The sequence below is a fragment of the Streptomyces sp. NPDC097617 genome (assembly GCF_044761485.1).
Classification (GTDB): Bacteria; Actinomycetota; Actinomycetes; order Streptomycetales; family Streptomycetaceae; genus Streptomyces.
This window is the reverse complement of record NZ_JBIWCL010000056.1, coordinates 1-12,561: the sequence shown is the minus strand read 5'-3', so window position 1 is coordinate 12,561 and position 12,561 is coordinate 1. Positions and strand designations below refer to the sequence as shown.

Sequence of the window (12,561 nt, the reverse complement as noted above, 5' to 3'; positions counted from 1 at the left end):
CGGTGCGGTGAGAGCCGCACGCCGGGTTCGGAGGGCGGGGCGGGGAAACCCACCGGGAGTAATCCCGGCAGGGCGCCCCGGCCCGACCCATCAACCTGTGTGAGGCCGCCCTGGACGAGGTGAAGGCACACAGCAGTTGCTGGGCCACCGTGCTCGATGCCCCCATCTATGACGGGCCCCGGGCCCAGACCACGCTGGAACGCTGGCACCAGGTCCACGGCCTGCTCGACCAAGGCGTGGGCCTCCTCGAATGCGCCCGCCGCCTGCAACTGGCCCTGAACACGGTCAAACGCTATGCCCGCGCCGACCGGCCCGAGCGGATGCTCCGCGTCCCCAAATACCGGTCCAGTCTCGTCGATCCCTACCGCGATCACCTGCGCAAGCGCCGGGCCGAAACCCCTGCCGTCCCCGTCCAGCACCTCTTCGAAGAGATCAAGGCGCTCGGCTTCACCGGCTGCCTCAACCTCCTGCACAAATACATCAACCAAGGCCGCGCGGACGCCGACCGCAGCCACATCTCCCCACGCAGACTCGCCCGGATGCTCCTGACCAGGCCAGACAACCTCAAGGCCGGACATCGCGAGCTCCTGGACAAGCTGACCGCTGCCTGCCCAGAGATGACCCACCTGGCCACCACCGTCCGGACCTTCGCCCCGCTCCTGAAACCTCAGCCCGAGAACGCCGACGCACTCGATCACTGGATCTCCCAGGTCCGTACTGCCGACCTGCCACACCTACACGCCTTCACCCGCGGCCTCGAGCGAGACCACGACGCTGTCATCGCCGCGGTCACACTTCCGTACAGCAACGGCCCCACCGAAGGCGTCAACACCAAAACCAAACGGATGGCCCGCCAGATGCACGGACGAGCAGGCTTCACCCTGCTCCGCCACCGCATCCTCATCGGATAACACCACCCTCCGTCACCACCGAATGTGAGACAGAGCCGTTGACAGACCCGCCGTGAGGGTGAGTCTGCTGCCAGATGCTGTCCGGAGGGAAGCGTTCGCGGAAGCGCCACGCTTCCGGGAGAGTTCTACGAGTGTCTGACAGACCCTGACCGCCCGGCGCGACGAGTTGTTCGAGCTGGTGGACGCGGTGCTGTGTGCGGACGGAGCGGTGGACTTGACGCTGTTGCCCGAGCATCGTCGTGGGCACGGAGCGATGTACGGCGGCCGGATCGACGTCGGTCGGCTGCGGACCATGCTGGCCGGGCTGTCGCTGCCGCGGTTCGACGGCGGGCGCCTGGTCTTGGCGGTCGATGTGTCGCCGCATTTGCCCTCCGGGCCCGAACGGGTGGCGTCCATGAGGGACCCCCGACACATCAGGGGAACGGGATACACCCTGGCCTTCGGCAAGGATGTGGGCGGGGTGAAGGTTCAGGCGACGAACCCTCATTCGCGACGTTGCTGGGTGGCGCCCGGGCCCGGAATCACCGCCGAGTGGAATCAGAAGGCCCCGCGAACGATAATCGCCATGTTTAAACATTTCGAAACACATCCGATCGCACGCGCGGCCGCGCGTCAAGGGTGCTCATGTTTCAGCCGACCGCGAACCCGCGCTAACCACGCTCTGGAAAGGCAGAGTTGAGCAACAATGCAGATTGGACTCCACCGGGCCTCCTGGGTACGAGGTCGGGCGGCCCGTGTCACGCCGGTGCTGGCACTACACGGGCGCCGGGCGTGCCGCGGTCCGTTATGCCGGTCGGGTGTTGGCCACGATCAACTGTCCCACCGCGCTGTCCAGGACGGCACGCGCCTGATCGTCCAGCCCGTCGTCCGTAACGAAGTAGTCGATCTCGGAGAGGGAGACGAACTGGCTGAGTCCCACCACGCCCCACTTCGTGTGGTCGGCCACCACTGCCACCCGATTGGCAGAAGCGATCAACGCCCGGTTCGTCTGGGCTTCCGCCAGGTTGGGTGTCGTCGCGCCCGCACGTTCGGACACACCGTAAGCACCGATGATGAGCAGGTCCACCTGCAGGGAACGGATGGCCTGGTCAGCCAGAGGCCCGACTAGGGAGGCCGACTTCGTGGGAGTGCCCCCTGTCAGCAGCAGCGTGTGGTCCGCGGTACCGCGCTCCGCCCCCGTCCTCCGCAGGACCTCCGCAACCGGCAAAGAATTGGTCACCACGGACAGGCCCGGGACTTCCCGGAGCCGGGTGGCCACCGCGTAGGACGTCGTCCCGCCGGAGATGGCGACGACGCTCCGCGGTTTCACGAGCGCGACGGCGACCTCCGCGATCGCCGCTTTTGCTCGCGACTCGAGAGCTGCCTTCGATTCGAAGGACGGCTCGTCACCGGTCGTGACGGAAGAGCTGATGGCACCCCCATGCACCTTGGACAGGGAGCCGCTCCGAGCCAATACGTCCAGGTCACGGCGGATGGTCATGTCGGAGACGCCCAACTGCTCCACGAGATCGGCCACGCGGACCGCTCCGTCGCGGCGCACGATGTCGAGGATCAGCGCCCTCCGGTGAGGAGCCAGGCGTGCTGCTTCCGTCACGATCTCGTCCCCGCTGCTCTGCGTACCGGCCGCGTGTGGAGCCATAGACACACGACACCCCTTACAAATGAACAGTCTACGGCCCCAGTTCCACGCCTCCCCAGCCTGCTCGCTCGACGCGCCGCGCGCCCGGCGCCGGGAAGACCGGGAACAGGTTCGGCGCCTGGAACCCGTGCGTGCGGAACGCTGCGATGACGGCGGCTCCCACCGTCTCCGCCGCATCATCGTCGACCAGCGCAATGACGGATCCACCGAACCCGCCACCGGTGATCCGCGCGCCCAGCGCGCCCGCTCCGATGGCGGTCTCGACTGCGAGATCGGTCTCGGCGCACGAGATCCGGTAATCGTCGCGCAGCGAGGCGTGTCCGGCTGTGAGGATCGGGCCCAGCTCCGCAATGCGGCCCGCCCGCAGGTGGGAAACGGCCTCGGTGACCCGGGCGTTCTCGGTAACTATGTGGCGGACCAGGGGCAGAAGGTGTGCGGGCAGCATCCGCCCGGCCCGGGGTAGATCGGACGGGGATAGGTCACGCAGGGCAGCCAGGCCCAGCAGGGAAGAGGCCTGCTCGCACCCGGCGCGCAGTGCGGCGTACGCCCCATCACCGAGGTCGTGTTTGACGCGGGTGTCGATGATCAGCAGACGCAGGTCCCGTTCCTCCGGGGCGAACGGGACCTGCTCGTGCACACCGGCGCGGACGTCCAGGTACAGGGCGGCGCCTGCTGTACAGCAGGCGGACGCCATCTGGTCCATGATCCCGCACGGGACGCCCGCGAATGCGTTCTCCGCCCGTTGGGCGAGACGGGCGAGCTCGGGGGCGCTCAGTCCCAGATCGTAGAGGCCGTCATAGGCGCAGGCGACCACGCATTCCAGCGCGGCGGAGGACGACAAGCCGGCGCCGGTGGGCACCATGCTGTCGAAGTGGAGGTCCGCACCGCCGATTCGGTGCCCGGCCTCCCCCAGTGCCCAGACTACGCCGGCCGGGTAAGCGGCCCACGAAGTCACCACACCCGGTGTCAGTTCGGCCACCGCGAGGTCGACGACCCGCCCGTCGCCCTGGGCGCTGTGCAGCCTCAGCTGTCCGTCGTCCCGTCGGCGCGCTGCAAGCAGTGTGGTCTGCGGGATGGCGATGGGCAGGGCGAGACCGTCGTTGTAGTCCGTGTGCTCGCCGATCAGGTTTACCCTGCCCGGCGCCGCCCAGATCCCGTCCGGGTGGGCGCCGAAAACGTTCCGGAACATCTCGTTCACGAGGACACCTCGCTCGCGAAGGCCCAGGCGTCGGCCACGATGGCGTGCAGGTCCGTGCGGCGCGGCCGCCAGCCGAGGAGGGCGTGGGCGCGGGCGGCGGAAGCGACGAGCTCGGCCGGATCCCCACCCCGGCGCTCGCGGACGATGGTCGGGATATCACGGCCCGTCACTTGCCTGACGGCCTGCACGACCTCCCGCACCGTGAAGCCCTGGCCGTTTCCCAGGTTACAGATCAGGTGCTCTCCGGTACGGGCCGCCCGCAGGGCCAGTAGGTGGGCCTCGGCGAGGTCGGCGACGTGGATGTAGTCGCGTACGCAGGTTCCGTCGCGTGTCGGGTAGTCGTCGCCGTAGATCTCGATGTGCGTGCGTCGCCCGAGAGCCACCTGAAGGACCAGCGGGATGAGGTGCGACTCGGGGTCGTGGCGCTCGCCGTGGCGGGCATGGGCGCCCGCGACGTTGAAGTACCGCAGCGACACGGCGGCCAGCCCGTGGGCGGCCGCCTCACCGCTGATCATGTGGTCGACCGCGAGCTTGGTGGCGCCGTACGGGCTCGTCGGCGCGGTGCGGGAACGCTCCGTGATCGGCACCTTGGCGGGCTCGCCGTAGACCGCCGCGGTCGAGGAGAACACCAGCCTGCGCACACCGGCACGGCGCATGGCGGTGATCAGCTCCAGCGAACCAGCCACGTTGTTGCGCCAGTACTTCTCTGGATCGGCCACGGATTCCGCGACCTGCGAGGATGCGGCAAAGTGCAGCACCCCGTCATATTCGGGGCTCAGCAGGGTGGCGGCCTCCGCGACCCCGCCCCGGACGAATTCGGCCCCGCCCGGAACGCCTTCGGAGGTTCCTGTCGTCAGGTTGTCGAGCACGGTCACATGGTGGCCCGCCTGAAGAAGATGAGCGGCTACCACCCCGCCCACATATCCGGCGCCTCCGGTGACGAGATAGCGGCTCATGACGCCACCTCCCGCAGTCGCGCGGCGGCGACCTCCGGCGAGATGTCGTTGACGAAGGACTCCATGCCGGATTCGACCCCGGCGAGGAACTTGAGCTTGTCGGCCGAGCGACGGACCGTAAACAGCTCCAGGTGCAGGGCGAGTTCACTTCCGCCGGACTTGGGAGCCTGATGCCAGGCGGAGATATAGGGCGTGGGGGCGGCCACGGCTGCGCCGCCCTCCTGGATGAACAGGCGGTCGAACCTACGCAGCAGCTCCAGGTAGATGACCGGAAACTCCGCACGCTCGGCCTCCGTGAGCCGGGTGAGGTCGGGGATCCGGCGGTGCGGGTAGAGGTGCACCTCGAAGGGCCAACGGGCGGCATACGGCACGAACGCCGTCCAGTGCTCGCCCGCGATCACCACCCGCGATGCCGCGGACCGGGCCTCCGCCAGCAGGTCCTCGAACAGGTTCCGCCCCGTGGCAGCCCGGTGCGTGTCCGCGACGGCGACCATTTTGGTCGTCCGGGGGGGAATGAAAGAAAACGCGTAGATTTGGCCGTGCGGATGCGCGAGGGTGACGCCGATCTCCGCGCCCCGGTTCTCGAAGCAGTAGATTTGCTCGATCCCCGCGAGAGACGCCAACTGCTCGGTGCGATCGATCCAGGCTTCGAGGACGAGTCGGGCTCGATCCTCGGAGAGGTCGGCGAAACTCTCGGCATGCTCGGAGGTGAAGCACACCACCTCACAGCGTCCGATGCGGCCGGCGAGGGAGGGGAAGCGGTTCTCGAAGACGACCACCTCGTAGGCCGGAGCCGGGATCTCGCTGCTATGCCCGTCCGAGGAAGGGCAGAGGGGGCAGATATCGGTCGGCGGATGGTGGACGCGCCCTTGGCGATGGGTAGCGATCGCCACCCAGTCCCCGGTCGCCCGGTCCAGCCGCAATTCCGCCTGGCTCTCCACAGGCTCCAGCATGCGCCCGTCGAGGGCGTCGCGGTCGGCGCTGTCGACCAGGTCGAAGTAGATCAGCTCGCGGCCGTCCGCGAGCTTGATGGTGGTTCTCTTCACGAAACCCGCCCGTCTCGTCGATGTGCGGCAGCTCCAGTCGGGCCGCACACCACAAGAGTAAACATAAACAAACTAGAGTCAACACCAATCGATCGGCCTGCCCACTTCAGCCTTGCGACGTCCCGAGGAGAAGCAGACCCGACAGGTGCCGGCCCTCACCGAGAGGGACAGACTCCTCGCGGTCCGCTCCATCGCCCTACCCCCGACATGTTCGCCGGCATCGCACCCCAGTGATGGCGGGCGGCAGGCGAGGGCCGCAACTGAAGCTTCCCCTTGATCGCGGACACCTGGAGACTGGGATCTGAGGTTCCAGAAGAAGTAGTGCCAGGTGGGAAGCTGTCGGAACGGGCTCACAGGAGGCGTCCTCCTCGGCGGCCGCCCAGCCACCGCTACTCGAACGACCGCTGACCTCCTGGCCCGCCGAACCGCTCTTAACTACGGATTAGGTGATGTCGCCGCACCAGCGGGTGTCGACTGCTGCCGGGTCGGGCCGGAAGTCGCGAAGGACCAGGTCAGGACGGATTGCCGCGTGCGGGTCGACGATAGTGGTGCGATGGCGTCGCCTGCGGTGCCGGCCGGCGAGGCCGGCTTGCCGCATCAGGCGGGCCACCCGCCGGCGACCACAGTCGGCACCCTCGCGTTTGAGGACGGCATGGACACGCGGAGACCCGTAGGTTCCGCGTGATTGCCGGTGCACGGTGGTGATCCGCTCGGCCAGCTCAGCGTCTCGCGCCGCGCGGGGACCGAGGGCGCCGGCACGGCGGTCGTAGTAGGCGGTTCGGGAGACCTCAAGAGTTCACACGCCCGTTTGGCGTTGTGACCTGCAGTTTTCTCCGCCTCGATGAACGGGTGCACGTTCACCGGGTCTCCGTCGCGAAGAAAGCCGTCGCACGCTTGAGGACCTCTACGTCCTCCCGCAGCCTGCGGTTCTCCCGACGGAGCACGGCCAGCTCCTCGCGTTCGCCGCTGGTCAGACCGTCCCGGTCGCCCGCGTCGACCTCGGCCTGCCTCACCCAGCCCCGCACCACGGTCTCGGTCAGATCGAAGTCCTTCGCGACCTGACCGACCGAACGGTCACCGCGCCGGCACAGACCGACGATCTCGGCCTTGAACTCCGCCGTGAACGCGCCGAGGACGCACCTTCTTCCTCCCCATGCTCTCCATGATGAACATCATCCTTCCGGGGCCAAAACCCTTGATCTCGGATGTCCGCCAAAGCGAAGCAAGCCCAGTCTGCTTCTCCCAGGAGGTCCCGTTCAGCGGCCGGCCGTGGATAAGCACCACCGGCTGTCCCGTCCCATAGCGATGTCTGCCCCGCGTCGGCCGCTGCGGCGGTACCTGCCGCACCGCGTGGCATTTCTGGAGGTCACGGGCGTGCATCAATCCGAAACCCGCGCTTCACTCTGTTGACGTATGGCGGAAACAGCGCTTTTCTCTGTTGCATCAAGTTTGAACACGGCTGACTATGGTGGATTCCTCGCTGAGGAAATCGTCCATCGTGTGCTCGTCGATCGAGGTCGGACACATTCCTCCTTCGAACGGCCACCTCAGGCTCTGCAGCCTCAGGTGGCGAACGGTCGGCCCCGAAACTCAGTCCCATCGCACGTGCCCCACTGGTCGCCCGGTGCGACCCGTCCAAGCAAAGGGATCGACATGCTCACTCACCACCACCGCCGTCCGGTAGCGGCCGCGGCTCTGGGCCTGGCCACGATGCTCGTCCTGTCCTCCTGCTCCAGTGGCCAGGAGGCGGCCGGCGGGACCGCGGACGTGGGGAAGGTCGACGGGAAGATCTCCCTGACCTACCTGCAGAAGCAGGGCGACCAGGAGTACTTCATCGGCGAGGCCGCCGGCGCGAAGGCGAAGGCGAGCGAGCTCGGTATCGACCTGAAGGTGGTGAACCTGGGCAACGACGCCAACAAGACCGTGAGCGAGGCCCAGGCGGCCATTTCGCAGAAGAGCAACGGGCTGATCGTGGTCGTTCCCGACCCGGCCGTCGGGCCGCAGGTCGTTCAGCTGGCGAAGACCGGCAAGGTGGCGCTCCTGACGTCGGACGACCAGATCTGCAGCACCGGCCCCGACCCCGCCGCCTGCGGTGCCGACGGCCTGGTACCTCGCATCGGCTTCAGCGGCCAGCAGATGGGTGGTGAAGTCGGCAAGCGGGCCGCCGAGGAGTTCAAGAAGGTCGGCTGGAACCCTGCCGAGACGCGCACGATATCGGCCTGGAAGCAGGACGTCACCGTCTGCACCGACCGTGTCAACGCCTCGAAGAAGGCGTTCGCGGAGGCTGCGGGTACGCCGGTGCAGAACATCGACGTGCCGACGGACAACTCCCCGACGGGCGCTCAGGACAAGATCGCCGCGACGATCACCGCCAACGCCTCCGTGAAGAACTGGGTGGTCTGGGGCTGCAACGACGAGAACGTGCAGGGCGGGGTCACCGCCCTGGAGAACGCCGGCTTCAAGGCCGACAACGTGATCGGCGTCGGCCTCGGCGCCTATCTCGCCTGCAAGAACTGGAGCTCCGGCAAGCCGTCCGGCATGAAGGCGGCGCTCTTCATCAACGGCAAGGATGTGGGCGCCCTGGCCGTGCAGACGATGTTCGACAAGCTCAAGAACGGCAAGGATTTCCCCAAGGAAGCCTTCGCCCCGACCAAGATGGTCGACGCCTCCAACTGGAAGGACGCGGGCGTCACCTGCGGCTGATGCCGAGCCCCGGCCCGGGCGGGTACGGCAGCAGCCGCAGCGGCAGCCGTACCCGCCCCCGGTACCTACCACCGCCGACCGGCAGCGTCGCCGGCACGAACGCCCCCACGTAACCCCAGCTTGCGAGGCCCCTATGACCACAGCCGGTACAGAGCCACCCGCCTCAGCCCAGGACCCCGGTGAAGAGATCTCCGTCGAGAACATCACCAAGCGCTTCGGCGCGGTCCAGGCGCTCAGCGGCGTCACGCTCACCTTCCCCCGGGGCCGGGTAACTGCCCTCATGGGGGAGAACGGCGCGGGCAAGTCGACCCTTCTGAAGATCCTCACGGGTGACCACCAGCCCACCCAGGGGAACATTCTCTGGGACGGGCGTCCGCGGACCCTGTCGTCACCGCATGACGCCCACAAGGCCGGGATCCGCATCATCCCCCAGGAACCCGAGATCATCCCGCACGTCTCGGTCGCCGAGAACGTCTACGCGGGGGCCCTGCCGCGCCGCACCGGGCGCCGCCTCGACCGCGCCGAACTGAGCCGACGCATCACCACGGACCTGGTCCGCCTCGGCTTCGAGAAGGTGATCCACCCCGATCAGCTGGGTTCCGAACTCACTCCCGCGCAACGTCAGCTGGTGGAGATCCTGCGGGCGCTGACGGGTGATGCCAAGGTCATAGCCTTCGACGAGCCCACCTCCTCCCTCTCCGAGAACGAGGTCGAGGCACTCTTCGGCCTGATCGACCGGCTCCGGGACCAGGGCATCGCCGTCATCTACGTCTCCCACCGCATGAAGGAGATCTTCCGCCTCGCCGACCGCATCGCGGTCCTGCGGGACGGCACGGTCGCCGGCGTGCTGGAAGCCGGCAACACCAACGAGGGCGAGGTCGTCCGCCTGATGGTCGGACGTGACCTGTCCTCCCTGTTCGTGCGACAGGACGTCGCACGCGACGAGGTGGTCCTGCAACTGGAGGGCGTCACCACGGACGACGTCCACGACATCGACCTCCAGGTCCGGGCCGGGGAGGTCGTCGCCCTGGCCGGACTGATGGGTGCCGGACGGTCCGAGCTCGCCCTCGCCCTCGCCGGCGACCGGCCCGTCCGATCGGGGCGCATCTCCGTGAACGGCCTGCCGCTGCGTCTGCGCAGCCCTCGGGACGCGATCCGCGCGAGCATCGGTCTCGCCCCCGAGGAACGCAAGGCCCAGGCGCTCTTCCTCCACCGCTCCATCCGGGACAACACCTCCCTGGTGAGCCTGGACCGGCTGCGCCGCTGGCGCTTCGTCCAGAGCCGCCAGGAGAAGGCGGTGGCTCAGGACTTCTCCGACCGGCTGCGGGTGCGCACCCCCTCGATCGAGCACGAGGTGCGCAAACTGTCGGGCGGCAACCAGCAGAAGGTCGTGCTCGCCCGATGGCTGCTGCGCAAGCCCAAGGTCCTGATCCTGGACGAGCCGACGCGCGGAATCGACATCGGAGCCAAGGCCGAGATCTACCGCATCATCGCCGACCTCGCCCGGGAAGGGGTCGCCCTGCTGGTGATCTCCTCCGAACTCCCTGAGGTCCTGGGGCTCGCCGACCGGATCGTCGTGATGCAGAACGGCCGCATCACCGGCGAACTCGACCGGTCGGAAGCCACGGAGGAAGCCATCCTCAACCTCGCCATGGCCGACGACCTCGCCCCCGTCGCATCCGACCGACCGCTCACCGACTCCGCCGATGGAGACGTTCGATGACCACCACCCAGACGCCGGCCACCACCGAGAACCTCCCCGCCCCGGCGCGGAAGACCGCAGGAGCACTGCTCTCCTCGCTCGGCGGGCAGAATCTCAGCCTGATCGGCGCCCTCGTCCTCGTCCTGGCCCTGTTCGGGGTCCTGAACGACAACTACCTCAGCCTCGCCAACATCCAGGTCATCGGCGAGGCGGCGACGATCACGGGCCTGCTCGCCATCGTGCAGACCGTCGTGATCATCTGCGGAGGGCTCGACATCTCCGTCGGGTCCCAGGCAGGCCTCGCCTCCGTCGTGAGCGCCATGGTCTTCACGTCCGGCGGATCCAACCCCTACCTCGGGATGGCCGCCGCGATCGGGATCGGCGTCCTCGTCGGCGTGGTCAACGGTGTGGCCATCGTCTACGGTCGGGTCAACCCCACCATCGCCACGCTCGCGGGCCTGGCCGCCTACAAGGGCGTCGCCCAGCTCGTCTCCGGTGGTCGCGCGCAGGGCTATGTCCTCAACGATCCCTTCTTCGTGTTCCTCGGCCGGGGAAAGATCGCCGGAGTACCGGTCATGATCTGGATCCTGGTGGTCGTGGCCCTGGCGGTGCACGTCATGCTGAAGTACACGGACATAGGCCGCAATATCTATGCGATCGGCGGCAACGACACCGCGGCGCGCCTGGCGGGCATCAACATCAACAAGTACCTGGTCGCCGTCTACGCGCTCATCGGCGTGGTCGCGGCGGTCGCCGGCATCCTGCTCACCGCGCGGACAGGCTCGGGACAGCCCGTCTCGGGCAGTGAGGGCCTCGAACTCAAGGCCATCACGGCGGCAGCGCTCGGTGGCTGCGCCCTCAAGGGAGGCAAGGGAGGCATCGGCGGCACGCTCCTGGCCGTGGCACTGCTCGGCGCCCTGGAGAACGGCCTGACCGTCGAGGGCATCAACACCTTCTGGCAGAACGTCGCCCAGGGCGCCCTCCTCGTCGCCGCCGTCGTCATCCAGCAGCGCCGCACCGGCGAACGGGCCGTCGGACTCCCCCACTGACACGGCGGACACGACCCGCACGACGGTGTTGAGGTGCGCATGACGAGGCCGCTGGAGGATGGGCCTCGTCGAGCCGCCTACCCCCAACCGGATCGCGGCAAAGGGGCTCGGGAGGACAAACGATTTCTCCAGCCTGAAACACGATCAATCACATCGGGCGTGAGGGCGATTCGGAAGAGGTTACTGGTGCCGTCCATAACCCCTGTAAGGCTCGGCGCCGACACCGGCGCGCGGCAAACAGATACATTTCGGAAAATATGTCCCTCGGTGCAACGGTTCGGCGCATCCCGTCGCATGAACCCTTACCTGCCCTTGTTGTGTGCGGTGTACAGTTGATTTCTGTCTGGAATTGTTAGAGATCATAGGATGGGATTGTGACGGAGTCGGCACCACTGGCGGCCCAGCGGAGAGAAGTAATCCTCGATACCGTGCGCCGCAAGGGGGCGGTGCGCGTGGCCACACTCGTCGAGCAGCTCGGTGTGTCCGACATGACCATCCGCCGCGACCTGGACGTGCTCGCCAAGGCCGGGTCGGTCGAGAAGGTGCACGGTGGGGCGGTGAGCACCTCCGGCACCACGTGCGACGAGCCCGGATTCGAGACCAAGTTCACCCTGCAGTCCGCGGCCAAGGCCGCGGTCGCCGAAGCGGCTGCCCAGCTGGTGCAGCCCGGCAGCGTCGTGGCGATCTCCGGAGGGACGACGACGTACGCCGTCGCACACCGTCTGCGCGACATCGCGGGCCTGACCGTGGTGACCAATTCCCTGCCCGTCGCGGAGCTGCTGCGGTCATCCGGGGCGGAGGACGGTTCCGCCGGCCCGACCCTGCTGGTCACGGGCGGGGCCCCCACCAAGTCAGCCTCGTTGGTCGGGCCACTGGCGGACCAGGCGATCCGCTCCCTGCAGGTCGACCTCCTCATCGTCGGCGCACACGGCGTTTCCGAGCGCGCCGGCGTGACCACTCCGAATCTGGCGGAAGCGGAGACCAACCGCACCTTGATCTCCGCCGCTACCAGGTTGGCCGTCGTGGCCGATCACAGCAAGTGGGGCGTCGTCGGGCTGAGCCGGTTCGCCGGCCTGTCCGACATCGACTACTTCGTGTCCGACGACGGCCTGGCCGAGGAGGCGCGCACCGCCCTCGGCGAGCAGGTCGGCCGCCTGATCCTGGCGGACACCCAGGGGGCGTGAACCTGCCCTCGGCAAGGTGGGTTGAGTGATTGGGCCCTGACCCCGGATTTTGGACACCGGAGAGACTTGGATCTTGATGCAGGGTCAGTTGCATGATCACCTTGTGTCCGGGTTCATCCGGTGAGACCCAGGGCAGCAAGGGGCCTGCGGCAGTCGCGGGCGGTGTGACGTAG

At 67.8% G+C, this 12,561-nt stretch carries 10 protein-coding genes and 2 pseudogenes; 6 read left to right on the top strand and 6 right to left on the bottom strand.

Going from position 1 to position 12,561, the window contains the following annotated elements:
* Nucleotides 1–92: 92 nt before the first annotated feature.
* Nucleotides 93–911: pseudogene (locus ACIQZO_RS40040) on the top strand (transposase); the annotation flags it as partial.
* Between the two features lie 145 nt (nucleotides 912–1,056).
* Complete coding sequence (locus tag ACIQZO_RS40035; protein WP_403636282.1) at nucleotides 1,057–1,590, top strand: transposase; 534 nt, start codon at nucleotides 1,057–1,059, stop codon at nucleotides 1,588–1,590.
* A gap of 105 nt (nucleotides 1,591–1,695) precedes the next feature.
* On the opposite strand, the gene ACIQZO_RS40030 is transcribed toward ACIQZO_RS40035, so the two are convergent.
* The 6 genes and pseudogenes from ACIQZO_RS40030 to ACIQZO_RS40005 form a co-directional block, all read right to left on the bottom strand.
* Nucleotides 1,696–2,505 (bottom strand): DeoR/GlpR family DNA-binding transcription regulator, encoded by an 810-nt coding sequence (locus ACIQZO_RS40030; RefSeq protein WP_403636274.1) that lies wholly within the window; start codon nucleotides 2,503–2,505, stop codon nucleotides 1,696–1,698.
* 76 nt (nucleotides 2,506–2,581) lie between these two features.
* Nucleotides 2,582–3,739, bottom strand: coding sequence for a galactokinase (gene galK / locus ACIQZO_RS40025; protein ID WP_403636280.1), 1,158 nt, complete (start codon nucleotides 3,737–3,739; stop codon nucleotides 2,582–2,584).
* A 5-nt stretch (nucleotides 3,740–3,744) separates the two neighbouring features.
* Nucleotides 3,745–4,704 (bottom strand): UDP-glucose 4-epimerase GalE, encoded by a 960-nt coding sequence (galE, locus tag ACIQZO_RS40020; protein WP_403636272.1) that lies wholly within the window; start codon nucleotides 4,702–4,704, stop codon nucleotides 3,745–3,747.
* Entirely contained in the window at nucleotides 4,701–5,750 is a 1,050-nt protein-coding gene (gene galT / locus ACIQZO_RS40015) for a galactose-1-phosphate uridylyltransferase (RefSeq protein WP_403636278.1), read from the bottom strand. The genes galE and galT overlap by 4 nt, the downstream gene beginning before the upstream one ends.
* A gap of 442 nt (nucleotides 5,751–6,192) precedes the next feature.
* On the bottom strand, nucleotides 6,193–6,468 hold the full coding sequence (locus tag ACIQZO_RS40010) for an IS3 family transposase (protein ID WP_403636276.1): 276 nt from the start codon (nucleotides 6,466–6,468) through the stop codon (nucleotides 6,193–6,195).
* A 139-nt stretch (nucleotides 6,469–6,607) separates the two neighbouring features.
* Nucleotides 6,608–6,862: pseudogene (locus tag ACIQZO_RS40005) on the bottom strand (transposase); the annotation flags it as partial.
* A gap of 541 nt (nucleotides 6,863–7,403) precedes the next feature.
* On the opposite strand from ACIQZO_RS40005, the gene ACIQZO_RS40000 reads away from it, so the two are divergent.
* The 4 genes from ACIQZO_RS40000 (at nucleotide 7,404) to ACIQZO_RS39985 (ending at nucleotide 12,388) form a co-directional block, all read left to right on the top strand.
* Nucleotides 7,404–8,453, top strand: coding sequence for a substrate-binding domain-containing protein (locus ACIQZO_RS40000; RefSeq protein WP_403636270.1), 1,050 nt, complete (start codon nucleotides 7,404–7,406; stop codon nucleotides 8,451–8,453).
* 133 nt (nucleotides 8,454–8,586) lie between these two features.
* A complete protein-coding gene (locus tag ACIQZO_RS39995; protein WP_403636268.1) occupies nucleotides 8,587–10,176 on the top strand; it encodes a sugar ABC transporter ATP-binding protein in 1,590 nt (529 codons plus the stop codon).
* Complete coding sequence (locus ACIQZO_RS39990; protein WP_403636266.1) at nucleotides 10,173–11,204, top strand: ABC transporter permease; 1,032 nt, start codon at nucleotides 10,173–10,175, stop codon at nucleotides 11,202–11,204. The genes ACIQZO_RS39995 and ACIQZO_RS39990 overlap by 4 nt, the downstream gene beginning before the upstream one ends.
* 374 nt (nucleotides 11,205–11,578) lie before the next feature.
* A complete protein-coding gene (locus tag ACIQZO_RS39985) occupies nucleotides 11,579–12,388 on the top strand; it encodes a DeoR/GlpR family DNA-binding transcription regulator (RefSeq protein WP_403636264.1) in 810 nt (269 codons plus the stop codon).
* Nucleotides 12,389–12,561 lie beyond the last annotated feature (173 nt).

Coding starts and splice junctions, on each gene's coding strand:
- galK (WP_403636280.1), bottom strand. CDS start 3,739: ATGTTCCGGAACGTTTTCGGCGCCCACCCGGACGGGATCTGGGCGGCG.
- galE (WP_403636272.1), bottom strand. CDS start 4,704: ATGAGCCGCTATCTCGTCACCGGAGGCGCCGGATATGTGGGCGGGGTG.
- ACIQZO_RS40000 (WP_403636270.1), top strand. CDS start 7,404: ATGCTCACTCACCACCACCGCCGTCCGGTAGCGGCCGCGGCTCTGGGC.
- ACIQZO_RS39995 (WP_403636268.1), top strand. CDS start 8,587: ATGACCACAGCCGGTACAGAGCCACCCGCCTCAGCCCAGGACCCCGGT.
- ACIQZO_RS39990 (WP_403636266.1), top strand. CDS start 10,173: ATGACCACCACCCAGACGCCGGCCACCACCGAGAACCTCCCCGCCCCG.